At 67.4% G+C, this 24,284-nt stretch carries 20 protein-coding genes and 3 pseudogenes; 13 read left to right on the top strand and 10 right to left on the bottom strand.

Translation table 11 applies throughout. The annotated features are described in order from the left end of the window. Nucleotides 1-49: 49 nt before the first annotated feature. Both OHB09_RS32745 and OHB09_RS32740 read right to left on the bottom strand, forming a co-directional pair. The gene (locus OHB09_RS32745; RefSeq protein WP_328923154.1) at nucleotides 50-1,564 is read right to left on the bottom strand and encodes a gamma-glutamyltransferase; all 1,515 of its coding nucleotides are present in this window, start codon (nucleotides 1,562-1,564) and stop codon (nucleotides 50-52) included. Between the two features lie 175 nt (nucleotides 1,565-1,739). Next, complete coding sequence (locus OHB09_RS32740) at nucleotides 1,740-2,237, bottom strand: HAD domain-containing protein (protein WP_328923153.1); 498 nt, start codon at nucleotides 2,235-2,237, stop codon at nucleotides 1,740-1,742. A 734-nt stretch (nucleotides 2,238-2,971) separates the two neighbouring features. Here OHB09_RS32740 and OHB09_RS32735 point away from each other — a divergent pair. Together OHB09_RS32735 and thrS are read left to right on the top strand one after the other, a co-directional pair. Next, nucleotides 2,972-3,316 (top strand): P-loop NTPase family protein, encoded by a 345-nt coding sequence (locus OHB09_RS32735; protein WP_328923152.1) that lies wholly within the window; start codon nucleotides 2,972-2,974, stop codon nucleotides 3,314-3,316. A 387-nt stretch (nucleotides 3,317-3,703) separates the two neighbouring features. After that, entirely contained in the window at nucleotides 3,704-4,930 is a 1,227-nt protein-coding gene (thrS, locus tag OHB09_RS32730) for a threonine--tRNA ligase (protein WP_328923168.1), read from the top strand. 12 nt (nucleotides 4,931-4,942) lie between these two features. Here thrS and OHB09_RS32725 read toward each other — a convergent pair. Further along, nucleotides 4,943-5,624: pseudogene (locus tag OHB09_RS32725) on the bottom strand (site-specific integrase); the annotation flags it as partial. Between the two features lie 455 nt (nucleotides 5,625-6,079). On the opposite strand from OHB09_RS32725, the gene OHB09_RS32720 reads away from it, so the two are divergent. Continuing rightward, the gene (locus OHB09_RS32720) at nucleotides 6,080-7,771 is read left to right on the top strand and encodes a hypothetical protein (RefSeq protein ID WP_328923151.1); all 1,692 of its coding nucleotides are present in this window, start codon (nucleotides 6,080-6,082) and stop codon (nucleotides 7,769-7,771) included. Nucleotides 7,772-7,826: 55 nt separating this feature from the next. Here OHB09_RS32720 and OHB09_RS32715 read toward each other — a convergent pair whose 3' ends face one another. Beyond that, nucleotides 7,827-8,759 carry an SMI1/KNR4 family protein gene (locus tag OHB09_RS32715; RefSeq protein ID WP_328923150.1) on the bottom strand — a complete coding sequence of 311 codons (933 nt, stop codon included), beginning with the start codon at nucleotides 8,757-8,759 and terminating at the stop codon, nucleotides 7,827-7,829. A 70-nt stretch (nucleotides 8,760-8,829) separates the two neighbouring features. Beyond that, nucleotides 8,830-9,320 (bottom strand): annotated as a pseudogene (locus tag OHB09_RS33365) (Tn3 family transposase); the annotation flags it as partial. 966 nt (nucleotides 9,321-10,286) lie between these two features. On the opposite strand from OHB09_RS33365, the gene OHB09_RS32700 reads away from it, so the two are divergent. From OHB09_RS32700 to OHB09_RS32680, 5 genes are all read left to right on the top strand, one after another. Then, on the top strand, nucleotides 10,287-10,739 hold the full coding sequence (locus tag OHB09_RS32700) for a MarR family transcriptional regulator (RefSeq protein WP_328923148.1): 453 nt from the start codon (nucleotides 10,287-10,289) through the stop codon (nucleotides 10,737-10,739). Nucleotides 10,740-10,786: 47 nt separating this feature from the next. Next, nucleotides 10,787-11,044, top strand: a complete 258-nt coding sequence (locus OHB09_RS32695) for a replication initiation protein, RepL2 (RefSeq protein WP_328923166.1) — start codon at nucleotides 10,787-10,789, stop codon at nucleotides 11,042-11,044. Between the two features lie 463 nt (nucleotides 11,045-11,507). Next, nucleotides 11,508-11,783, top strand: coding sequence for a hypothetical protein (locus OHB09_RS32690; protein ID WP_328923147.1), 276 nt, complete (start codon nucleotides 11,508-11,510; stop codon nucleotides 11,781-11,783). Further along, nucleotides 11,783-12,181 carry a PIN domain-containing protein gene (locus tag OHB09_RS32685; RefSeq protein ID WP_328923146.1) on the top strand — a complete coding sequence of 133 codons (399 nt, stop codon included), beginning with the start codon at nucleotides 11,783-11,785 and terminating at the stop codon, nucleotides 12,179-12,181. Before OHB09_RS32690 ends, OHB09_RS32685 begins: the two co-directional genes overlap by 1 nt. 229 nt (nucleotides 12,182-12,410) lie before the next feature. Beyond that, complete coding sequence (locus tag OHB09_RS32680) at nucleotides 12,411-13,334, top strand: hypothetical protein (RefSeq protein WP_328923145.1); 924 nt, start codon at nucleotides 12,411-12,413, stop codon at nucleotides 13,332-13,334. A gap of 134 nt (nucleotides 13,335-13,468) precedes the next feature. On the opposite strand, the pseudogene OHB09_RS32675 reads toward OHB09_RS32680, so the two are convergent. Continuing rightward, nucleotides 13,469-13,918: pseudogene (locus OHB09_RS32675) on the bottom strand (NF041680 family putative transposase); the annotation flags it as partial. Nucleotides 13,919-14,346: 428 nt separating this feature from the next. Between OHB09_RS32675 and OHB09_RS32670 the strand changes: the two are divergent. Continuing rightward, entirely contained in the window at nucleotides 14,347-14,649 is a 303-nt protein-coding gene (locus OHB09_RS32670) for a hypothetical protein (protein ID WP_328923144.1), read from the top strand. Nucleotides 14,650-14,819: 170 nt separating this feature from the next. Here the strand turns inward: OHB09_RS32670 and OHB09_RS32665 are convergent, their stop codons facing one another. Beyond that, complete coding sequence (locus OHB09_RS32665; RefSeq protein WP_328922225.1) at nucleotides 14,820-16,040, bottom strand: IS256 family transposase; 1,221 nt, start codon at nucleotides 16,038-16,040, stop codon at nucleotides 14,820-14,822. Nucleotides 16,041-16,240: 200 nt separating this feature from the next. On the opposite strand from OHB09_RS32665, the gene OHB09_RS32660 reads away from it, so the two are divergent. Then, nucleotides 16,241-16,606 carry a RacP protein gene (locus tag OHB09_RS32660; protein WP_328923143.1) on the top strand — a complete coding sequence of 122 codons (366 nt, stop codon included), beginning with the start codon at nucleotides 16,241-16,243 and terminating at the stop codon, nucleotides 16,604-16,606. Between the two features lie 56 nt (nucleotides 16,607-16,662). Then, the gene (locus tag OHB09_RS32655; protein ID WP_328923142.1) at nucleotides 16,663-17,517 is read left to right on the top strand and encodes an IS5 family transposase; all 855 of its coding nucleotides are present in this window, start codon (nucleotides 16,663-16,665) and stop codon (nucleotides 17,515-17,517) included. 42 nt (nucleotides 17,518-17,559) lie between these two features. Here OHB09_RS32655 and OHB09_RS32650 read toward each other — a convergent pair whose 3' ends face one another. Beyond that, a complete protein-coding gene (locus tag OHB09_RS32650; protein ID WP_328923141.1) occupies nucleotides 17,560-18,528 on the bottom strand; it encodes a dipeptidase in 969 nt (322 codons plus the stop codon). A gap of 269 nt (nucleotides 18,529-18,797) precedes the next feature. Between OHB09_RS32650 and OHB09_RS32645 the strand changes: the two genes are divergently transcribed. Next, complete coding sequence (locus tag OHB09_RS32645; RefSeq protein ID WP_328923165.1) at nucleotides 18,798-20,240, top strand: NF041680 family putative transposase; 1,443 nt, start codon at nucleotides 18,798-18,800, stop codon at nucleotides 20,238-20,240. 54 nt (nucleotides 20,241-20,294) lie between these two features. Then, nucleotides 20,295-21,112, top strand: a protein-coding gene (locus tag OHB09_RS32640) for an IS5 family transposase (protein WP_328923140.1) whose coding sequence is annotated in 2 segments (ribosomal slippage) — nucleotides 20,295-20,649 and nucleotides 20,649-21,112 — 819 coding nt in all. Because the reading frame shifts where the segments join, the coding sequence is not laid out codon by codon here. Between the two features lie 411 nt (nucleotides 21,113-21,523). Here OHB09_RS32640 and OHB09_RS32635 read toward each other — a convergent pair. After that, nucleotides 21,524-22,744, bottom strand: coding sequence for a ParB/RepB/Spo0J family partition protein (locus OHB09_RS32635; protein WP_328923139.1), 1,221 nt, complete (start codon nucleotides 22,742-22,744; stop codon nucleotides 21,524-21,526). A gap of 80 nt (nucleotides 22,745-22,824) precedes the next feature. Beyond that, complete coding sequence (locus tag OHB09_RS32630) at nucleotides 22,825-23,982, bottom strand: ParA family protein (RefSeq protein ID WP_328923138.1); 1,158 nt, start codon at nucleotides 23,980-23,982, stop codon at nucleotides 22,825-22,827. Between the last annotated feature and the right edge of the window lie 302 nt (nucleotides 23,983-24,284).

Genomic DNA, 24,284 nt, shown 5'->3' with positions numbered 1-24,284 from the left:
GGCGTGCCGCCGACGTCCTTCACGCGTCCCGTCCCACCCCTCACGGTGGTCAGTCCCGCACGCCGCGCAGGACCGGATCACCGGCCTCGACCGCGATGTAGGTCTCCGCGGTCGCCCCCTCCCACACGCTCCTGCGACCCCGCTCCACCGCGGGCTCCCTGCCACCCAGCAGGGTGCTCCAGGACAACTCGTCCGCTTCGCGGAAGCCCGCCCGGACGGCTTCACGCTGATCCGTGAGCCGCTGACGCTCGACATAACCCGCGCGCTCGGCACGGGCCGCTGCTTCCAACGCCGCGTCGTCCCAGAACAGCTCCTGCTCGGCCGGTTGCGGACCCCGGCGTTCCCTTCCCTCACGGGCTGCCTCGGCCTGCAGCGGGTCCAGGCGCCGGCACGCGGCGAACAGGCGCCGCGACATGCCCACATGTATCCCGGTCCCCGGAACGCGGCCGGAGAGGAAGTCGGCCACGTCCGGCCGGTCGCGCACCTGTCTCGCCGTGGCAGGAGGGGCGTCCGCGAGACGCAGGCGGACGGCTTGCGTCTCCTCGTCCTCCTCTAGGAGCGAGAGGGACCCCGTATCGCTGCCGCACCGCGCCGTGCGGGCGGAGCCGAGCGGGACGATGCGCAGGTCTTCCACCACGCCGTAGGCGAGTGCGCGGTAGATCAGCATCTGCGACCGCGTGGTCAGAAGCAGCGCATCGTCGTCCTCCGCGATGTGCGCCTCGGAACCGCTGCCCGCCGGATCCACGGGAAGTGGGGTCCTAGTTCCGGGGCGCATCGGCGTTCCCGGCACGTGCACCGTGTCCACGGTCATGAAGAGGTGGTCCTCCTCCCACCTCTGGGGCGCGGGCAGGGACGTGCCGCAGAGAACCTGCAAGTGGGACTTTCCATGCATCAAGGCGCTTCCACCCTGGAGTTGTTCCATACCTTTCTCCAGGTCGGAAAGGCCCAGGAGCCGTCGTGCCTTGGCTTCGATGAGCCAGTGCAGCGGTCCGTCGGGGTGAGCGCCCCACAGGTCGGGCAGCTGGGTGGATGCGTTCAGGAAGCCGGGGTCACCGTTGGGGCCACCCGCTTCCACGTGCTGAGTGGGGCCCAGCCCCATCATGCCCGCGCACATCCACTGGGCCATCGTCATCCCGAGGTGGTAGCCGAAAGCGGTCTGCGCGCTGCGCTCGGTTCCGTGCCGGTGGAGGGCGTTGACGAACAGGCGGCGCCCGGCCGCACTGGGAGTTGGAGCCTTGACCGTCTTCAGGCACAGGTAGGCGTGCAACGGAGATATGCGGGACACCAGGAGGTTGACCGCCAGATTCGGCGTGAGAGCGAGCCAGGGATCGATGTCCTGGCCGACCTCGGTCGCCGCCTTGACGATCTGCCGCCAAGTGGTCGTGGCGAGGTACCAGCCGTTTGCCGGAACACCGGTCACGCCGGGCCAGGGCTGCTCCGCACCTTCCCACTGTTTCCTGCTCGGGCGGCGCTGAGGCCCCGCACGGAGGAGGACCGGAACGTCCAAGCGGTCGGACGAGTACAAAATGTGGTCCTGGGCGTCTTCCGGGGGCTGCATCTTCATCCTGCGAAGGGTGCCACTGTCCACTCGCCGGGCGGAGCGGTTCGCCGAACTGAGGTACGCCCGGGCCGCCGGGCACCTCACCGCGGACCTGCACCGGCTCCGGCCCGCTGTCCGCCCGCAAGATCTCCTGACCCGCCATCGCGATAGGGCGTCCCGTGGGCCGTCGCGCGGAATCTCAGGTCGGCCGTAGCCACTGAGCGAGGACCGCGAAGTCCTCGTCGGTGAGGCCGCGGGACGGCATGACACGGTGGAGGAGTGTCCGCGCGGGGTGGTGGGCGGACACCCAGTCCCGGTCGGCGTCGGTGATCTCGTCGTCGACCCAGACGAACGGACGTCCGTCCGCCCACGCGACGAGCGCCCGGGTCTTCCAGTGGAGCCTGAACCACTGGTCTTCGTGTACGTGGGCGGCCGTGGGCTCCGGCCAGGTCACGACCGGCAGCCGCGGCAGACCGAGCCGGGGTGCCAGCTCGGTGTTGGCCTCCTCTCCCCAGGTGGTGGCCCAGACCAGATCGCACGGCAGCCTCGAGAGCCGTGGCCCGACTCGCGGGTCGAGACGTGCCAGGTGCGCGTGCGGTGCGGTGTCCGCCGGCGCGCGCTGCGGGCCGGCACCGAACGGCAGGAGCGGCCCGTCGACATCCAGGAAGAGCAGAGGGCGGCTTGGGTGTCCGGTCACGCCGCGCCCGTCCTGGCACGCTCGACGAGGTGGACGAGGTAGTGGTTGCGGACCTGCTGCCGTTGGCCCGCTCCGAAGGGTCCGTCGTTCTTGGTCACGCCGAACACGACCGTGCCTCCTTGTCCCGCGCGAGGGCGGACTCACTCGATGACCACAAGGGACGATGGGGGGAAGGTACGCCCTCCGTGGTCGATCGTCAGGGGCACGACGATCACCTGCCCCGGGAGTGAGCACGCCCGGCCGGATGATGCGAGGGAGCGAACGAGAAGTGGGTGTCGGAGTGCTCAGCCAGAGGATCAAGGATTAGAGAATGAACTTTACGGAACAGACTGACACCTCAACCAAATAGCCCGGGAGGGCGACCCCGCGCCACGCTCCGCACTGTCCGTACGAACCTTGGCGAACCCATAGCTTTTGGATCAGGGCTTATGTCTGTTCCGTAAAGTTCATAGAGGGATCGCGAATCGACCTCCACCACCGTCAAGCTCTGCACCGAGGTCGCCCGCGGCGCCGGCAGTCCGGCCGCAGCCCTGGCCATCGTCCTCAGCTCCTCGACTCCGCCCAGGCCCGCCGGCGCGCGATCCGCAGAGCCCTCCTCGTCGCCCTGCTCCGGGCGGGCGCGGGGTTCGAGAACGGTGTGTTCTGGCCGAGGGCGAGGAGACCTCCGCCGCCTGATGGAGGCGGGAGCCGGCGCGTGATCCGAAAGGGCCGGGGCGTCTGGCACCATGGCGGCCATGAGGCGCATCGTGATCCTCGGCCGTGGCGGCGCAGGAAAATCGACCCTCGCGGCCAGGCTGGGCGCCGCGACCGGGCTGCCCGTCATCGAACTCGACAAGCATTTCTGGGGACCGGACCTGGAAGCGATTCCCCCTGACCGGTGGGCCGCCGTCCAAGGCGAACTCGCCGGCACCGACCAGTGGATCATGGACGGCGATCTCGGCCCCTACGATGTCCTCGACGTCCGCCTCCGCAGAGCCGACACCGTTCTCCTGCTCGACTACTCCTTCCTCCGCTGCACCTGGCAAGCACTGCGCCGCTCGCGGAAGCGGGCGGATTTCTGGCTCTGGCTGTGGTCATGACGCCGTTGGAACCGACCGCTTCTCCTCAAGGCGATCACGGCTCACGCCCCGGATGCGCGACTACGCGTGCTCCGGAACCCGCGCGCGGCGACGCGTCTCGTGGCACAGGTCCGGGACGATCAGAACGGTGGACAACCCTGACGTCGATTCAGGCATCGCGGCAATCACTCGTGCCCCGGGCACTCCTGATGAGAAATGGCCATGTGGACATCACTGCGTCCTGCTAGCGTCTGTGGCATGAAGCGCGCTGCGATGACGACGACGCCGGAGAGTGTCCCGGCGCGCTGACAGATGATCTGATGCGAAGCCCCGGGGCAAGTGCCCCGGGGCTTCGTCGTAGGCCCGGTCACTTGCTCCGCGACCAGCAGGGAGACCGCGATGACCACCGTGCACGACCACCGCAGGCTCGGCCGTGAACTGGGCCTGTTCGACACCGATCCGCTGATCGGCGCCGGCCTGCCGTACTGGCTGCCCGACGGCGCGGCCGTCAGGCACACCCTGGAGGAGTACATCCGTACCGCCGAGCGGCAGGCCGGCTACCAGCACGTGTACTCACCGGTCCTCGGCAAGCGGGAGCTGTACGAACTCTCGGGGCACTGGGCGCACTACAGCGACGACATGTTCCCCCCGATGGACCTCGGCGGAGAGCAGGTCGTCCTGCGGCCGAGCCTGTGCCCCCATCACGCGGTGATCTACCGCTCCCGCTCCCACAGCTACCGCGAACTGCCCCTGCGGATGGCCGAACTGTGCGGCATGTACCGCTCCGAACTCTCGGGCGTGCTCGGCGGGCTGACCCGGGTGCGGGCCATCCAGCTCAACGACGCGCACATCTTCGGCACCCTGGACCAGGTCGCCGAGGAGGCGCAGGCGGCGCTGGAGATGATCCGCCGGGCGTACGAGGCACTCGGCATCACCCCCGCCCGGTACCGGCTCTCCCTCCCGGGCCCTGGCGGCAAGTACGTCGCCGCACCCGAGAAGTGGCAACGCTCCACCGCCCTGCTGACCGATGTCCTGGACCGCTCCGGCCTGCCCTACGAGGCGGCCCAGGGAGAGGCCGCGTTCTACGGCCCCAAGATCGACGTCCAGGTCACCGACAGTGCCGGCCGGGAGTCCACCCTGTCCACCGTCCAGGTCGACTTCCACCAGCCCGAGCAATTCGACCTGCACTACATCGGCGCGGACGGCGACAGACACCGCCCGGTCATGGTCCACCGCAGCATCATCGGCAGCGTGGAACGAGCCGTCGCCCACCTCATCGAACAGCACGGCGGCGCCTTCCCCGCCTGGCTCGCCCCCACCCAGCTGGTGATCCTCCCGATCTCCGACACCGAACTGCCGAACGCCGCAGCCCTCGCAGGGCGCTGCACCCGCCTCGGACTGCGCGCCCGGATCGCGGGACCGGACCGCGGCAGCCTCAGCGCCCGCATCCGAGAGGCCCGCCTGGTTCCCTACCAAGCCGTCATCGGCCCCAAGGAGGCCGCGGACGATCACGTCGCACTGCGCCTGCGTGACGGACGCCGACTCGACCCGCAGCCGGCCAGTGACGTACTCACCCACATCAACGCTCTCATCGGTGCCCACAGCACCGACCTGTGGGCCGACCCCACCCCATAACAGGCGTCACACTCAGCGCCTGCTGTCGCCCGGTGCAAGGAGACTCGTGATCTCCGCGATGGGCTCAGGCGAGGGCTTGAAGCGGCGGACGTTCTCCGGCCTCTTGTGTCTCGACCTGGCCATCAGCATCAGCAGGCCGGCACCGGCCTCGCCCAGATGGGTGAGGCCGAAGTGACGGTATTCGTGTGCAGGTCCCAGCCCGTGCCCGGTCCGTGCAGCGCGGTGTGCTCGTCGAAGAGCGCGAGCCTGCCCGTACGACAGCCGGGCGCGGGCGAAGCCGGTGTCCGGGCATATGTCTCGGGGACTGACGGCCTTCCCCGGGCCGGGGCGTCGATGGGCGACGAACACCGGCCTGCGGGTGCGGCCCTTGAGCAGCCGGGGCAGGGGCCGGGCGGTACCGGCATCCCAGTACACGGTCTCCATACGAAGTCCTCGAGGGCCGGGCCGCGGCGGCGGGACTTGGACTCCGCCCCCTTGCCTTGACCGGGCAGCGGCGGCCGGCGAAGTCCAGGTCCTGGATGTTCACGCCCAGGATGTCCTCCGAGCGCCCGGCGGTCTCGTAGAGCATCTGCCACAGGGTCTTCTCCCGCAGGTGCACCTCGCGCCGCGCGATCAGCCGGTCGATGGCCATGCGCGAACGGGCCGAGGTCTCGGAGTTCGGCACCGCGAGGCGCTTGGCCCAGGCCGGGACGGCGGTGGGAGCCGGGCGTGCGGAACCCATCGGCACCTGGAGGGACTCCATGGGGTGGCGGCATCCAGGGCCGCCGGGTGGATCACTTCTCGCCAAGTGCCAGGTGCGATCTTGTTCCCTTCTGCGCAAACGTGATGAGCTCTTACGTGGCATGTACAACTCACTACGCCACAAGGAGAACTGCCCCCGTGAGACGCTTACGTGCGCCGGCATGGCGGCACACTGTCGTTGGATCCGTACTCGTACTACTGACGGGACTGGGGGTCGGTACCGCAGCGGCGGCCCCGACGCCACCCGCACCCGGTGTCGACGCGTCACCAGCTGCGGTCGGAGCGGCCGGGCCACAGGATTCGGCAGCCATCGTTGCCGGGGGTGCGCGGCCGGTGTCGGGTCAAACCCCGTCGGCTGGTCCGCGGTTCACCAAGTCGGGCAGTGTCTGGACGGTCGTCTCCCCGGACGTGGTCCTGAAGAACAAGGTGACCGACGCCGACGGCGACACCGTGAACGAAACGTTCCAGGTGTACACCACGAATGCGGACGGTACCCCGAAAGCGCCGGTCGACCTCGACGGGTCGGGATCGAACGGGGTGCTGGTCTCGCCGTACGTACCCTCGGGCAGTGAGGCCAAGGTAACGGTGCCGTACGGCATCCTGAAGCCCGGCGTCGTGTACACGTTCCGCGGTTCCGCGTACGACGGCAGCCTGTACGAGACCGTCTGGTCGCCGTGGGCGAACTTCCGCATCGACCCCTACGTGACCTTCCCGGCGCCGCAGACCTCCTCGTCCATCGACTCGGTGGCGCAGGTAGAGCAGGAGATATTCCGCTCCGACCCGGGCGGCAACCTGATGGCTCCCGACTCCGGCGGAAAGCAGAAATGCTCCTCCGCAGACGACGCGGGACACAAGCTGTGTTTCTCGTTCACCCCGGCGAAGAGCAACGACGCGAAGATGCGCCCTTCGGTCAGGACCGCTGCGGCAGGCGACCTGGTGCCCTGGTGTGAGGACAAGCCTTACGATCACTCCTACATCACCCGCACCGACGCGTGTCTCAAGAGCCTCGGCAGCGGAAACCTGATATTCGCGTCCACGGACGAGAGCGACCCGCCGCTCGGCATCGCCACGTTCAACTTCGAACAGCGCATCAAGGCATACCGCAACAAGGGGGAGAGCGGCAGCGACTTCGCCGAGTTCGACCAGCAGTTGTTCATCACGCCGACCCACATCGATTCGGCGCTGCTGGGCGTCAATCTGTACTGGCCCATCACGACCCACTGTTCCGCCTGTGACGTTACCTCTGTGCGCTGGACCGACCTCAATGGCGGGACCAACGACGGGCGTTGGGAGGCCGGTGAAGAAGGTGCCTATGCCACGCAGATAGCCAACGTCACCACGAAGTGGACCGGTACCGGCAAGGAGAACATAACCCTCGATTGGAACATCCGTGGCCAAGTTGATGTCTCCGATCTGACGGTGACGTCGGACTACGGATCGAGCGGCCCGGAACTCACGGTGCGCTGTGACGACATAGTCCCGTCGTCAGCGCCCGGCTGCGTGCTTCCGTACTTCACGCCCACCTACACGGTCGACACGAACCTGTATCCGGCGGCCGGAGCCTACTACTGGCTGATGCAGCGCAAAACGGGCGGACTCGGATATGGCGACGAACCGCTGCACTACCTGGGCAAGGACACAACAGTCACAAGGCCCGACGGAGCTCCTTGGACAAAAGATGACAGCAGGAGCATCGTGTGTCCGACGGGTAACAACGGCTGGAAAGCGCACGTGACAGACGCGTCGTTGGGCAAGCAAACCTGTGACGAGTTCGCCATGGCCACCACGCATGAAAGCGGAGGTTTCCCCGGCGGCCCCTACCAGGTGCCCTCTGGCGACAAATGCGCCCAGCTCTTCGTGGACAAGTCCGGCAGTGGCTACGGCCTCTTCGCCGACACGCGCACCGCCGTGAACGGCCCTTCCTGGTCGGAGACCTGTGGTCGCGCCGGCGTACCGGACACCCAGAATACGGGACCGTTCAATTCGCTCCAGCCCACTACGTGGCGGCTGTTGGACAACGACGCGTTCTATCTGAGTAATCCCGGATTCGAGCACTGCACGACTGCCAACACCACCTGCGCCTGGAAGAAGATAGGCTAGGTTCACCTGACGTGTGGGGCCGATGAGTTCGGCCCCACACATCGCATTTCCAGGGTCAGCCGGTGAACTCGGCCCATTGGGCTGCCTGGTCGGCATTTACCGGTGGTCCCCACACAAGGCCGCCGTGCAACAACCCTGGCTTTGTTCCGTCGCTGAGTGCGGGAGTCTCCAGAAGGTCCGCCATTTCCTCCAGATAGACTGTCAGCGACTCGAACTCCGGAGTACGCTCCCCATATCGGTCCCAGTACCATATTTTTCCTGTTTCGGCGTCCATCAGCAGACCCGATGCGTAGTCCGAAGCGCCGTACGAGCAGAAGGGGATCCAAGCGGGCCGCCAGATCGGGAATTCGTCGTTTCCGATCCTTTGTTGTGATTCCATGTACTGGCGATAGACCCAGTCGATCCCCTCGAAGCGCATCAGGGCACGGTTTCCCAGCATGAAACTGACGTCGTTGTCCGTTTCGGCGGACACACCCGCACAGTGCCGCCACAAGGCCTTCAGCTCGGCCGGTATACGGACATCAAGAATCTGCTGAAAATCGGCGATCTCTTCCTCGGAGGCTCCGGGCCGCAGTATCTCCACAGTTGCTGGAGCATGCCGGCGCAGCCAGGTCTCGATGCGCTGCCATGCGTCGGCGACCTGACGCTCCGCGATCGCGTCAGCGGCAGGACCGGCAGGCTGCTCCGACTTCCGCTCGAATACCAACTCTTGCCTTTGGGCGAGGAGAGCGGGCTCGGCGGAGGAAGCCAGGTTCACGGACCGGATTTCGATCCGCTCAGCCTCGTGGACGTAGTCGACAGCGAGGGCAGGGCAGTCCTCGAACAATTCGCCGTCGACCGTCACGGTGCGGACACCGGGCCGACTCGAGGGCCGACCCATGTCAGGGTCGCCGGTCAGCTGGGCCGCCACGACTTTCAGTGCGTAGGGGACGCCGGCCCCCAACCGGGCGGCAGCGTCGTGCACATCCGAGGGAATGTCGATATCCACAGGCTGGTCCTCCTAGGAGGCGAAGAGGCGGCGATACCCTCCACACAGTAGGACTTGAGCGGCCTTCGCCAGTGCCGACTACGACCTCTCGCCGAGCCCTGTGCGCCTGGTCCTTGATCATGTTGGGCCAAGCGGCGCCGATCGCGCCCGAAGTACTTCGGGTTCGGCCGCGCGTACACCGACGGCACGGGGACGACGAACTGCATGCCGTCCACGGAGGTGACCAGGCCGCCACCCCACGCCTGCGAGAGCGGAATGGCTGCCTGGTAGTCGATCAGCGTGGCCTTCGTAGTCCGACACCCCGCCAGCCGCAGATACGTCGGTTGACATGGGACAGGCGGCGGGAGTACTTCCGCGCGTCTGCGGCACCGATGACCGGAGTGCAGTCGGCGTTGCGGCTGAGCACGACCAGCAGCGTGGCAATCGTCACGTGCAGGTCCTTCATCCGGGCCTCACCGCAGGTGACCGAAGTGGACGCCTGGTGTCGGCGCCGGTCCACGAGAACATCTTCAACAACGCCTCCAGCAGGGCGACACGGGGGTGAGCTGCGGACTTCGGTGCAGGCGATCGGTTGCCCGGCCGGTCCGTTCGCTGCCTGTTTCGCGCTCTCCGCGCCCGGGCGCGCGCCGGGTCGGCAGCTCCTCAGCCCTGGCGGGCTTGCGGTGCCCCGACGGGGCGGTTACTCGCCGTTGGCGACCGCGGGACCGTGCGTGCGGGGAAACGAGAGAGGCGTGGCTGAGACCGGGAAGGGGTTGTTCGAGGCACACGCGCGCCTGCCAGGTCGGGTGCGGGCATCGTCGTGGCGGGCTTTCGGTGGTGCGGGTCGAATGAGGTGGTTGCCAGTACCGGAGGTTCGACAGGTGGAGGGTGCGCCGTGGCAACGCCGTTCAGGAAGCGTTCCTTCCTTCAAGGCCTTCGTCCAGAGGACTGTGGAGGAGGGCTGGGCGGTCCTGCACGGACCGGTGCGAGCGGCGCTCGACAGTCCGCCATGAACCAGTGCCTGACGAACCGTCCTCGGCAGCCAAGGAACACGTGAGGCGGGGCACCCGGGCGTGCTCGAGGTCCACCCATGCCGTGGTGACCGTCGCTGCTTCGGCCTCAGGGTTAAGGGAAGAGAGCGCATCCGCCATTAGGCCTTTGACCTGCATGGATTCGCCGCTGACCACGATCGTACGGACTGGCAGGCAGTTCTCCCAGCCTGCATGGGCGATCGGTGGAACCGAGTGCCCAGATCGCTCGGTCGTGGCACTCGGTTCCTACGAACCGTGACCACGTTCCTAGGGACTGGCACCACGGTTCTAGGAACTGGGTGCCCAGTTCCTAGAACATGTGCAGATTGACGTGACGTCAATGACTCGGACGTTCTCGACGGTCGGATGGACGGCGTCGGCATCGTGCTCGTTCGGACAGGAGCACGACCTACAGGCGTGGCTGATTGCCTTTTTGCTCATGTACGTTAAGTTCATCTGGTCGGCCTCACGGCCGTCTTCCTGAACCGTTCACGAGGTCGCCGTCCCAGGGGGTCCGTTGGGAGCAGTACGCAGGCTGGTCGACACCGAGACAGGTGAGTCGGTCCCCTACGCGCCGTATGCCTTCTCGGGGAGGCACACCCAGGTCGACAAGGCGCGCGTGGCGGCGATCACCGAGTCGAAGGCGTTCACGCCCAGCCAGAAGTTCCTCGTCCTGTGGTGGATCGGGGTCTCCCCCGAAGGCATGGATCCGCTGAGGGCCACCGGTGCGGACATCGCCAAGAAGGTGGGGATGTCCGCTGACGCCGTCGGTAAAATCAACAGGAAGCTGGCGAAACACCGCATCCTGATCGTGCGTGGCCGTATCGGCAACTACAACTTCTACCGGATCAGTCCCTACATCGCCTTCCACGGCACAGGACTCGAGCAGCGAGAAGCCGTGAAGACGTGCAACCCGCCGGACATCCCCGGCTTCGATGCCACGACCCTTGCACGGTGGGAGGCCCAGTGAAGGACGAAAAGCAGACGAACCTCGAACTGCTCGAGGCCACGGCCGGCATGACGGCCAACCAACGGCTCGTGGTCATGCTGTACGCCCTGCACCCGACCGATCGGTCCGGTGCGGTGCTGGAGACGGCCGCCCAGCTGGCCAAGCTGGTCGGCATGGCGGCGCCGGTCTTCTCGCGGACCCGCAAGCAGGTCATCGAGGCCGGCTGGCTGGAGGAGACCGAGCGGATCGGGCACATCAGGTACTACCGGCTCGACCCCAAGCGCCTGGGCGAGAGCGTCGTCGTCCCTCTTCGCCGCGCGACCTGACCTGTCCACCGACCGCACCTCATGTACGTCACGTCAATGAGGTGCGGTCCGTGGGACGCCCTGCCTGATCGTTTCGGCAGGACCGCCGCCCGGCCGAGCCGGCCCGGGCGGCGGTCCTGCGGGACTCCGGCAGCCGCGGTCGGGCGCAGGCCGGGGGTGGTGTCGGCTCCGGGACCCGGTGCGCGTCTCGGCAACGACTGCTGGGGGACGTAGGACGGCTTCCGCCGGGGGGGTGGGGGTTTGAAGCGGCTTCTTCCGGGTTGAGGCGTTCCTCGTCATGGTGGGCGAGACCTCGAGCGACCAGGGCCTCGACGACCGTGAAGCACCCGCGTCCCGCACGGGCGACGAGCAGCACGCCGCCCCTCCCGCCGGCGGCGCGGGTTTACGGGCAGTACTGCCGGAGCACGACGTCCCCGAGAGCGTTTCCTCTACCCACGGTAGAGGAACGAGGTAGGATGCGGGCATGGCAGCAGACGAGACGAGCATCAAGGTGAGCACGGCCGCGCGGGACCGGCTTGCGCAGCTGGCGGCCGAGCACGGCACCACCATCCGCGGCCTGGTCGAGGACCTCGCACAGGGCACCCCGACGCAGGCCGAGTACGCCGAGCGCGCCGAGCTGGCCCGCGCCGAGCTCGCCTCCGCCCTCGGCAGCGTGCCGAGCCCGGAGGCCGAGGCCAAGGCCCGGGCGCTGCTCGAGCGCTTGGGCGCCGGCTCGCACAGCCCGCGTGCGGCCGCGTAGTGGCGGCCATCGCAGTTGTTCTGGACCACACCACCGCTGCTGCTCTGTACGACCCGAAGGATCCGTTCAACGAGGCCGTCGCCGCGTTCTACGTCCAGGCATCCGGCGGCCTCGGCGAGCTGTACGCGCCGGTGCTGTCGCTGACGGCCGGTGACGTCGAGCGGCCGGGCCTGCTCGGGTACATCAAGGGATTGCGGTTCATCCGGATCGAATCCTTCGACACCGACGCCGCGGTCACCGCCACCGAGCTGCTGCGCTTCGGGCACTCCTTCGCCGCCGTCCACGCCATCCACGCCGCCCGCCCTTCCCCCGCCCACCCCGGCGGTCGGTACCTGCTCACCCTGACGCCGAAGGCGTACGCGGGCACCGGAGTCCAGGCCGTCCACCCCGGCCAGTGACCTGCGGCCGCCGAGGTCGGCGGTTGCTCGCCAGGGGCCTGTCTGCGCACCCGGCGGCCCGTCTTCTCGCACCGCACCGCCTGGCCCTCGCCGAGCGCGATCCGCTCGGCGACCTCCAGCTCGGCGATGGGGAAGAGGTCGACAGCTCGGCGGAGCGGAAGGCGCCGGCGGCGATGGCCTTGCCGCCCTCCCGGGAGGCCCCGGCCCACCGAGTTCCTAGAGTGACCTCATGACCCGCTCGACCGAGACCCCGGACCCCTACGCGATCCTGCACGGCTGGCTCTCCGGGGTGTACGTGCGGCCCGACGGCCAGGAGGTGCGCGGTCGCGCCTGGGACGAGGACACGAAGTACCGCTACGGTCTCCTGCTCGCCGGAATCGACGCCCCACCCCAGTGGCGCCAGGACTGGTTCGCCTACATCGGCGACCGCGTGTGGCACGTCGAGCCCCCGGACATCCAGGACTGGGCGTCCCGGCTCACCAACCTCGACGGCAGCGCGATGGCGGCCGCCTCCCGCGGCCGCGCGGTCTCCGCAGTCCGCTCCTTCTACACCCACTGCGCCGAGGACCTCGGCGCCGCCCGTTGGAACCTCCCGCCCCGGCGCGCGCTCGCCGGACCGACCCCGCCGGCCGTGCGTGAGACGCTCACCCGCTTCCAGACCGACGCCCTGCGCACCGCCGCCGACCGTTACCGCGGTCCCCATGCCGAACGCGCCCGCCTCGCCGTCTACATGACGCTCGCGGGTCTGCGCCCGGGGCAGTCCATCGCCGTCGTGCTCCAGCACATCCAGCGCGACAACGCCGCCGGCCCGACCTGGCGCCTGCCCGCGAAGAACAACAGCGCCTCCGCCGTCGCCCGCTCCCAACGCATCCCCAGGCCGGTGGTGTGGGCGCTGGACGAGTACTTGCCCGTTCGCACCCACAAGGCCCCCCACTCCACCGAGACCACCGGTCCCCTGCTCCTCTCCCGCACCGGCCGTGCCCTGGACCGCGTCACCTTCCCCCGCCTCCTGCGCGACGTCGCCGCCACCCACCCCGACCTCCAGGAGACTGCCCCCACTCTGCTGCCCGACGTGGTGGCCCACTCCCCTTCACCCTTCGCCGAGGAGACCTCCGGGGCACCGTCCGAGCCCGCTCCCTCGACCCCGAGCTGACCGATCTCCTCCTATTCACCAGCTGTTGCTCGGCGTTCAAGGGGCCGCCGAGCGGTGATGGCGACGTCCCGTCGGCGTGTGTTCCGGCGGAACGAGTGTCGGCAAGGTGTCGCTTTCGTAAGCTTGTTCTTTATCTACCAAGATCTTCCGGGCTTGCCGATGGCCTTGAGGGTCTCGGAGCGTTTGACGGTTTTGCCGACGTCGTAGCGGGGTGCCCGGTGTCTGTTCTTGGCGCCGGGTGGTCGTCCGGGGCCGGCGCCGCGGGGTTTGGGAACGCGTGCCGGGCAGGCGAGGTGGGCGCGGATGTTCCTGAACCCCCGGCGGACCCGGGCCGGGCTGAGCCGGTCCGAGGCGGTGGGTTTCTCCCAGGGCCGGCGGAGGTCCTCGGCGAGCGGTCGGGCGAGCCGGAGCTGGGTGTGAGCGACGATCAGGATCCAGGTCCAGCGGTCCGCCGCCTCGGGAGTACGGAGCTTCGGGGTGGTCCAGCCCAGGGTCTGTTTCGCGAAGCGGAAGGTGTGCTCCAGATCGAAGCGACGGAGAAATGCCTGCCAGAAACGATCCACATCGTCCGGGGTGGCGCCGGTTTTGAGGCGCAGTCGCAACTCCGCGTGCTACGCGTCCAAGCATTGGGTGCCCGCACCCGCGACGGCCTGGGCCTGTCAGCAGCATGCGACGCCGAGTTGGAGGAGCTGCGGAGGCAGCGGGACGCCGCACTGGCTGCCAGCCAACGGGCAGAGGCCGACCTCACGGCTCTCCGTAACGTCAACCAACGCTTGATCGTCGAGAACAGCCGACTGATCGAGGCTGCGAACGCAAAGACACCACCTGCCGAATAAGTCCTATACCCCAGAGGGGTGACGACGGCCCACTTGTGAGTTGTGGTTGCTCCAGGAGGTTACGGATACCAATAAGTTCGAGTCCCGCGGAGGCATAGATGACGATGGCACCACCCCCCGATTCGCCCTCTCAAGGGTGCCGGTGCCCCGAGTGCAAAGGGCCACCCGGTAAACACATGCCGTCATGCAAGGTAGGCGCCACGGAAAGTCAACTGCGGGAAACGACTGAGCGACTGAAGAAGACAACGCGTGACGTACAAGCTAACGCTACACTCACCCTTTCAAGGAAAGACCAGAAAACCCTCAAAAAGCTCATGGAAAAGATTCGATCCTCCACGGACGGAGCGGAACGTCTGGAGATCACATCAACTGCAATCAAGCTGCTGGCCGGAGACGAAGAGCAGATTGCAAGACTGGAATCCCTTCGTGAGGCTATCGAGCAGGTAAAGGCGCTGAGTCAAGAACTCTCAAGAAACTAAGGGTTCCTGGGGCTGCCGGAGCAAAAACATGTCGACGTGCGCCGCGCTGACCTCGCACCGTAAACCTGTAAGTTGATCCCCGGACCTACCCTCGCGAACAGTCGAGGTTAGTCTTCAGTCATGACTTTTTATCCATGTTGGGGTCATGTCCCCTGTCGTGGTGTAGGCGATCAGTCGTCTGACGTGGCGGGCAGGGCGGTTGGGGTATCGAGGTAGAGGGCGTCCATGCTCTCGTTGGAGAGGTAGCGGCGGGGGAAGGCGATCCACTCGTCGTGGAGTTCGGCGAGGACCGCGGTGGCCAGGCGGAGGACCGCGGGCGGGTTGGGGAAGACCTGGACGACGTCGGTGCGGCGTTTGATCTCCCGGTTCAGCCGCTCCAGCGGGTTCGTGGACTGGATCTTCTTCCAGTGCTGGTGGGGGAAGTCCGCGAACGCGGTCAGGTCTTCTTTCGCCTCCAGCAGCATCTCTCTGACCTTGGGGAACTGCCGGCCGAGCATGTCGGCGACGGTGTCGAGCTGGGTGCGGACCGCATCCGCGGTGGGCTGGGCGAAGACCGTGCGGATCGTCGCGGCGACCATCTCTGCCGAGCCTTTCGGGATCACGGCGAAGACGTTGCGGACGAAGTGGACCCGGCAGCGCTGCCAGGCGGCGCCGAGCATGACCTTGCGGATTGCTTTGACCAGGCCGCTGTGGCTGTCGGAGATGACCAGGCGGACGCCACTCAGGCCGCGTTCGCGCAGGTGACGCAGGAACTGGGTCCAGAAGGCTTCGGTCTCGCTGTCGCCGACCATGACGCCGACGACTTCGCGGCCGCCGTCCTGAGTGACGCCGGTGGCGATGACGATCGCCTGGGAGACGATGCGGTGGTCGACGCGGGCCTTGACGTAGGTGGCGTCGAGGAACAGGTAGGGGAAGCGGATGTGGTCCAGCGGGCGGGTCCGGAAAGCGTCGAGCTGTTCGTCGAGGTCCGCGCAGATCCGGGAGACCTCGCTCTTGGATATCCCGGTGTCGGAGCCGAGGGCTTTGACGAGGTCGTCGACGGAGCGGGTGGAGACGCCGTGAACGTATGCCTCCATGATGACCGCGTAGAGGGCCTGGTCGATGCGCCGCCGGCGCTCGAGGAGGCTGGGGAAGAAGCTTCCGGCCCGCAGTTTCGGGATGGCGAGTTCCAGGTCGCCGGCCTGCGTGGTCATGGTCTTCTCGCGGTGCCCATTGCGCCAGGTGGTGCGGGTGTCGGTGTGTTCGCCCCACTCGGCGCCGATCTTCGTGGTGGCCTCGGCCTCGATCAGTTCCTGCAGCAGCCGCTCGGCGACCTCGCGGACGAGTTCAAGACCATCGGCCGAACGTAGTGACTCAAGCAGGCGAAGTAGGTCATGCTGGGACAAGGCCACCGTGCACCCCCTGGGGTTGAACTGCCCGTTCACTCCGGACAGTTGCACGGTGGCCTGCCAGTTGAGCAGGGAGCAGACACCGGCAGACGGTGCACCCGAGGGAGCAGAACCCGCGCACTCAACCGCAAAGATCCCCTACACCACCAGGCGGGACGCCATCATCGCCCGCCGTCCAGCGACACGCCGACACCGTCCGGTTCGTGCTCTTCGAGGCCCGCCCGGCCGGTCTGACCTTCAACCAGCTGGTCAGATCCAGCGAGCTGTCGCCCCACCAGACCCGCTCCGGCCTGGCCTGTCTGCGGGACACCATCGCCGAACGCGGCTGGCCGCCCCTGATCTGGACCAGGAAGGACGGTTACCAGTTCTGCGCCGACCCCGCCGAGCTCCGTGCATATGAGGTCGCGGTCATCCGCGGGAAGCTCACCGAGATCCGCCGGTTCATCACCGGGACGGTCGCTCCGCACTCCGCCCTCCAGCCCAAGGGCCGGTGGATCAAGCACCTCAACACCCAGCTCAGCTCGGTTGAGTCCACGCTCGACGTCATCGCTGACTTCACCGATGCCTGACCGGCGGGGCTGGCCGCTTCGCGGCCGGCCCCGCCCTGTCCTTGGAGGGAGCAAAGTTGCCGCGGCGACGCTGCTATCCCTCTGACACCTGGGACGACGAATGGGCCCTGATCGAGTCCTTGTTGCCGACACCGGCCTGCGAAACGAAGGCAGGCGGCCGTCCCGAGAAGCATCCCCGCCGGGAGATCGTGGACGCGATCCGCTATGTCGTGGGCACCGGCTGCAAGTGGCGGGCACTGCCCAAGGACTTCCCGCCCTGGCGCACGTGTTACGGCTTCATGGCGCGCTGGGTCGCCTGTGGCGTCGTCGGCCAGATCCGTGACCTGCTCCGCAAGCGGATCCGCCGCGAGATGGGCCGGGCTCCCGGAGCGGTCGCCACCGTCATCGACTCCCAGTCGATCATGGCCGCCGACACCGTCGGCAAGGACTCCCGCGGTTACGACGCCGGCAAGAAAATCAACGGCCGCAAGCGTCACCTGGTCGTGGACACCAAGGGCCTGCCCCTGTTCGTCATGGTCACCCCGGCCGACATGACCGACCGCAACGCGGCCAAGGAAGTGCTGTTCCGGCTGCGGCTGATGCACCCCGAAATCACCATCGTCTGGGCCGACTCCGCCTATGCCGGGCAGCTCGTGACCTGGGCGAAGACTTACCTCAACCTTACGATTAAGACCATCAGCCGCCCGAAGGATGCCTCCGGGTTAGTCGTTCTGCCCCGACGCTGGGTCGTCGAACGCTCACACGCCTGGATCATGCACGCCCGTCGACACACACGCGACTACGAACGGCTCATCCAGCACTCGGAAGCGCTCATCACCTGGGCCGCAATCACCCTCATGACCAGGCGAATCACCCGCCGAAACTCCCGCAGAAGCGGGCAACCGGACTCCCGTGAAGCGCAACGGGACTGATCAAAACGGCGGTGACGGTCACCACCGTCACCCAGAGCTGATTCATTCGTTCCAGGTCTGCTCGAACGCGCGCATGAAGTTCTCGCCCATAATGCCGGTAACCTCCTCTTCACTGAAGCCGCGCCGGCGCAGCGCGGGGGCGATATTGACTGCTTCCTCCCACCACGAGATACCAGCCGGCCAGGTCCACGGCGGGCGGGGATAGTAGCGCTCGTCGTAGCCGAAGTAGTCGTAGTCGTTCTCGTCCTCGTCGGCGAAGTCGAGCCCGAGGCCCACATGCTGAGCTCCGACGAGCTCGCTGATATGCACGGCGTGATTGATGAGCTGGTCGAGAGTCGGCACGGGGTCGCTGGACACGAACGTGGGAAAGGCGCACAACCCGACGATGCCCCCGGTCGCGGCGACCGCGCGGATCACGTCGTCGCTGAAGTTGCGGGGCGAGTCGCAGACTGCACGGGCGTTTCCGTGCGAGATGATCACTGGCCGCTGTGCGATGGACAACGTCTCCAGGGAGGTTCGTTCGCCGGCGTGTGAGAGATCGACGGTGACTCCGAGGGTTTGCATTCGGTGCACTATCTTGCGGCCGAACGCCGTCAGCCCGGCGTTCCGCACCTCAAGGCACCCGTCGCCCGCTAGCTCGGCGTAGTTGTAGGTCAGCTGGATGACCCGCACGCCGAGGCGGGCGTAGGTGTCGACCATCTCAACCTGGCCGCCGAGCGGGGCCGATCCCTGAAAGTGCAGTACCACCGCGAGGTCGCCCGCCGCCACGGTCTGCCGGATCTGCTCCACACTGGTTGCGACGCGTGCCCCCCGATCCAGCGCATGATCAATCTTCCACCACTCGTTGACCGCATTGATCGCTTGCTGTGGTGGCTCCAGCGCGGTAACCGTCGCCAGGACAGTGTTGAGCTTTCCCTTCCTGATACGGCCCAGCTGGGTCGACAAAGTCCGCGGGGTCAACTCGGGTCCGGCCGCATCGAGACGGACCGTGCGTGAGCGGGAGCCATCCATGAGCAGGAGCCTATGGCAGAACGAAGGGCGGGGCGCCAACGGGCTGAGACTGCCCGCCGAGCTGTCACGTCAGCGCCGTCAGCCCAGATCATCTAGCCCTGCCCGCCCCCAGGTTCGGAAACAGGCACTTACCTTGTTCTTTTACTTCCGGCCTCGAACGGTGTCTCGAACTGAGTCGCTCACCTGGGGATTCGCCGGATGTGGGGGCGGCCTTCGTCTGATCCTGTGCTCCGACCAAGGTGCACGTGAACAAGACGAAGGCCGTGAGGATGAGTCTGCTGCCTGATGCTGTCCGGAGGGAAGCGTTCGCGGAGGCGTCACGCTTCCGAGGCGAGTTCTACGAGTGTCTGACCGCTCGGCGCGATGAGTTGTTCGAGCTGATGGACGCGGTGTTGTGTGCGGACGGTGCGGTGAGGTCCCCGGTGGATCTGACGCTGTTGCCCGAGCATCGTCGTGGGCACGGAGCGATGTACGGCGGCCTGAACCGGGGCCGGATCAACGTCGGTCGGCTGCGGGCGGTGCTGGCCGGGCTGTCGCTGCCGCGTTTCGACGGCGGGCGCCTGGTCCTGGCGGTCGATGTCTCGCCGTGGCTGCGTTCGGACGCGCCGTGCTCGGCGGAGCGGCTGTTCTGCCACGTCTACGGCCGGGCGAAGACTGCGTCGCAGTTCATTCCGGGCTGGCCCTACTCCTTCGTCGCCGTGCTGGAGCCGGGCGCCACGTCCTGGACCGCGATCCTGGACGCGGTCCGGCTGGGACCGGTGGACGACGCGACCGCGGTCACCGCCGCCCACCTGCGGGGTGTCGTGGAGCGGCTCGTCACCGCGGGTCAGTGGCAAGCCGGGGACCCGCATATCGTGATCGTCAGCGACGCCGGCTATGACGTCACCCGCCTGGCGTGGGTCCTGCGCGACCTGCCCGTCGAGCTGGTCGGTAGGGTCCGGTCCGACCGCGTCATGCGGCTGCCGAAGCCGCCCCGCCAGCCGGGGACGAACGGCCGGCCGCCCAAGCATGGCCCGGAGTTCCGCTTTGCCAAGCCGGAGACCTGGCCCGAGCCCGCGATCACCACGGTCACCGAGACCACCAACTACGGCAAGGCCGAAACCCGGGCATGGGACCGGGTCCATCCCCGGCTCACCCACCGCTCCTCATGGCTCGACCACGACGGTGAACTCCCTTTGGTCGAAGGCACATTGACGCGTCTGAAGGTCGAGCATCTGTCGAAGGAACGGGACGCTCCGCCGGTGTGGCTGTGGTCCTCGAAAACCGGCGCCACCCCGGACGATGTGGACCGTTTCTGGCAGGCATTTCTCCGTCGCTTCGATCTGGAGCACACCTTCCGCTTCGCGAAGCAGACCCTGGGCTGGACCACTCCGAAGCTCCGTACTCCCGAGGCGGCGGACCGCTGGACCTGGATCCTGATCGTCGCTCACACCCAGCTCCGGCTCGCCCGACCGCTCGCCGAGGACCTCCGCCGGCCCTGGGAGAAACCCACCGCCTCGGACCGGCTCAGCCCGGCCCGGGTCCGCCGGGGGTTCAGGAACATCCGCGCCCACCTCGCCTGCCCGGCACGCGTTCCCAAACCCCGCGGCGCCGGCCCCGGACGACCACCCGGCGCCAAGAACAGACACCGGGCACCCCGCTACGACGTCGGCAAAACCGTCAAACGCTCCGAGACCCTCAAGGCCATCGGCAAGCCCGGAAGATCTTGGTAGATAAAGAACAAGCTAAGACGGTGTCCTATGTGGTGAAGGCTCGTTGAGCCATGTATGGGGCGGGGTACGTGGAGTTGGATTGTTCCGGACGGGCTATGGGAGATCGCGAAGCCGTTGATCCCACCGTCGAGGGTGCGGCCACAGGGCGGCGGAACACAGGACACGCCTGATGAGACGCTGTTCGCGGCGATCATCTACGTGCTGGTCAGCGGCTGCTCCTGGCGTTCCCTGCCACCCTGCTTCGGGATATCGAAGTCCACCGCCCATCGCCGGTTCCTGATCTGGTCCAGGGCCGGCGTGTGGGGCCGTCTGCACGAGGCCGTCCTGCACCGGCTCGATGACGCGGGCCTGATCGATGTCTCCCGCGTCGTCCTCGATTCCGCCCACGTCAAGGCGAAAAAGGGGGCGGTCATACCGGCCCGAGCCCCGTGGACCGGGGTAAGCCGGGTTCCAAGATGCACGTCCTGTCGGACGCGAACGGACTGCCCCTGGTCGTCGGCGTCTCCGCCGCGAACGTCCACGACAGCGAGGGCTTGAAGCCAATGGTGGCCGGTCACCAAACGAGACACGACCCCCACCGCGGCCGCCACTTCAAGCCCCGACGGCTCCATGCAGACAAGGCATACGACGTGTCTCACCTGCGGAAATGGTTACGTGGCAAACGCATCGGCGTGCGCATCGCCCGCAAAGGCATCGAGTCCAGCGAACGTTTGGGCCGCCGCCGGTGGGTCATCGAGCGGACCCTCTCCTGGCTGTCCGGCTACCGCCGACTCAGCCCCCGCTACGAACGAAACCCCCGCAACTACCTGGCCTTTCTCGGCCTCGCCGCAGCCCTGTGCTGCTACAAGCGACTCGTCCGCCTCACCACATAGGACACCGTCTAAGGCTCGTGTGGGCGTTTTTGGCTGTAGCCAGCGCCGTGGCGGCGCTGGTCAAGGGCTGGCAGTTGTTCGGCTGACCTCGCTGAGGGCCCGAGTGCTGTCTCGGGGTGGCGCCGGGGCTGCAGGGACCTGCAGCAGCAACCGGCCGTTCGAAGCGGCCGTCGCGGTTGCGTCGACTGGTCGGCTTGGTGATCTTCAGCGGACTCAACTCAGTGCCTCTTCCTCGCGCAGAGGACGCCGAAGGCGGCACCACTGCACGAACCAGTGATGCCGCCTTACGCCGGCCGGGCGGGCCTGCGGCCTGTTGTGCCGACGTCTGCCGACGTCCGGACGTGAGCCGGGCACTCGTCGGCCGCCGTCTCGGGGTGGGGCCGGCGTCGAGGATGCAGCCGGCACCGCCGGTCAGGCCGACGGCTGTTCCTCCTGCCGACCGAGCTCGAGGAGCAGCTTCCGGTACTCCCCCGGGTGCTCCTCCCGCAGGACCGCCATCCAGACACGCGCGCCCTCGAGGAAGTCGGCGGCGGCCATCTTCGCGTGCAGGTGCCGGACGACGTAGAACGCGTCGTCATACGGGAGCATGCGCGGCTGGTCCCCGGTTCCGGTGTCCTGCTCCGTGATGCCCGCGACGCCGCTGGAGCCGACCGCAGGACTGCGCGGGGGTTCGGCGACCGGTGAGTGCGTGCGCTGCGCCGGGGGCATGGACAGGTCTCGCGCCGGCTTGTCGGCTGGTTTGTTGTCCGCGGACAACAAACCAGCCGCTGCCCGTGCACCGTCGGCCTCTCCACCGTTCTTGTTGTCCGCGGACAACGAACTCTCGCTCCGAGGCTCCGCAGGTCGAACGTCCGTCCTCGCCTGTGCCGCAGGCGGCCCCGGCTCAGCGTGTTTGTTGTCCGCGGACAACAAGGAGTCGTTCCGCTCGGCGCGGAGCGTCTGGAGCTTGAGGCGTTCCTCGGCCTTGGCGAGTGCCGCGGCCTCCTTGGCGGCCTTCAGGTGATCCAGCAGTGCCGCTGCCTCGAGGCCAGGGTTCTCCTTGGCGTACCGGGCCAGCGTGCGTCCGTCCCGCTCGGGAAGGGAGCCGGCGCTCAGCATGGCCTGGAGTTCCACGGGCAGGTCGAGCAGCACCAGCTGGTTGGTCACCCAGGAACGGTCCTTGCCGAGCTGCTCGGCCGCCCGAGATCGTGCTCCGCGCTCCCCTGCCTCGGCGCACACGGCCACCAGCTGCTCGACGCCCCGTGCGCGCTCGATGACGTCGAAGTCCTCCCGGTCGAGGTTCTCCTTGAGCAGGTGGTTGATGAACTGCTCACGGCTGGAAGCCAGGTCGTCGCGTACGACGAAGTCCAAGGCCTCGAGACCGACGTGGACGGCGCTGTGGTATCGGCGCTCACCATTGACTAGGACGTGCTCGGCGTCACCGATCCGGTCCTCGTGGTCGGGCCACAGCGCAAGATATGCGGCTCGCGTCACGGCGACGCACGCGGCCAGCTGAGCCTGGCGCAGCTGTTCGCCGAAGCGGGTCTTCTCGTCGTCGGTGCCGAAGTTACGGCGGGGGTTCAGTGGGGTGGGGGAGACCTCGCTCAGCCGAAGCCGGACCAGTTCGTAGACCGGGACGTCTCCCTGGGTCACCGCCTTGGCGCGGCCGCGAGCGCTTCGGCTACGGCGCGTCTCGCTGAACGAAGAGCCGGTTCCCAACCGGTCGGCGACACTCATCCGCTGATCCTCCGTGCGATCGTCCGCATAGCCTCCGCCTGCTCGCAGTACGGGGCGTGTGCCAGCAACGGCGCCTTCACCCGCACCGCCTCACGCTGGTCCTTCAGTTCCGGTACGACGGCCAGAACCTGCGGGTCGCCGATCTTCTGCCACTGCTCCAGGGAGGACGTCGCCACGTAGCCCTTGCGGCTGTCGTACATGTTGACGACGAAGCCGAGCTGAGTGATCTCGATCTCCAGGTCGTCGATCAAGTCCTCGATCTGCTCCTCGAGCATGTCGTAGGCATCGGCCGAGGAGTCCTCGGAGAGCACCGGGACGACGATGCCGGAGGTGCCGGCTTCCTCGCCGTCGCGGGTCCGGCAGTAGTAGATCGCCGTGTCCATGCTGTAGCCGAGGCTCGGCGGACAGTCCACGACGATAAAGTCGAACTCCTGCTCAAGAGGCTCGAGCGCCTTCTCCAGCGCGGTCTCCTTGATCCTCACGACGCGGCTGGTGGCCAGCTTGGCGTCCAGGAGGAAGGCGTCCTTGCACGCGGGGAGGAGCCAGAGGTGGTCCTCGAAGTCGCCTCCCTTTATCGGGACGAGCAACTCCGACAGCATCTCCCCCTTGACCTCACCGAGCATGTGCTTGGCGAGGCTGGGGGCGTCGATGTCGATCAGAGGGTGGCCGAGTTGCTTGGTCAGGTGCCCCTGCGGGTCGAAGTCGATGAGCAGAGTCCGGTGACCGGACTCCGCGAGGGCCTGCGCGACTCCGGCGGACACCGAGGTCTTGCCGACCCCGCCCTTCTGATTGCCGAAGATGATGCGCCGTGCGCCGGTGACCCGTTGAGGCCTGGGGCGCGGCGACGGGTGCTCGTCCAGCCACAACCTGATCGACTGGGCGATGCCCTGGTTGTACGAGAGGCCCCGGGACTTGCAGTCCTTCTTGAGTTTGTCGTACAGCCCGGCCGGCAGGTACGTCGCGAAGGAGGTGCCGCCGGTGGTGTTGACCAAGGGCCGGTCCTTGGCCTTACGCCATGCTTCGACGCCCTGGGTCACGGCGTCCTGGATGTCGGTGTCCAACTCAGCGGCGCGGACCTTGAGTTCCTTGCGGAGCTCCGACGGCAGCTTGGCTACTACCTTTTCCCGATGGTTCGGATCGTATGGAGCGGTCATGGCGCTACCTTACTTACTCTCCTCGTAGTTGGACAGCAAGATGTCGCAGGTGTTGTTTGTTGTCCGCGGACAACAAGTTGCTGACTACCTGCCAGGTGAAGGCGTTGTCCGGTGCGTCTGGAACCACCCCCGCGGGTGCGGGGAGCAAGCCTCGAGCATCGTGCCCTGCCCGAGGTAGGCGGGACCATCCAAGCGGGTGCGGGGAGCAGAACGGCTCCGGGGTCGAGGGTCAGCCCCAGGTGGGACCATCCCCGCGGTGTGCGGGGAGCAGGTAGCGGTCGCCCCCGTGGCGACGGGTGAGC

It is taken from the genome of Streptomyces griseoaurantiacus (assembly GCF_036189845.1).
In the GTDB taxonomy this organism is placed as follows: Bacteria; Actinomycetota; Actinomycetes; order Streptomycetales; family Streptomycetaceae; genus Streptomyces; species Streptomyces griseoaurantiacus.
Note: the sequence above shows the minus strand (reverse complement) of the source record. Positions and strands in the feature narration are given on the sequence as shown.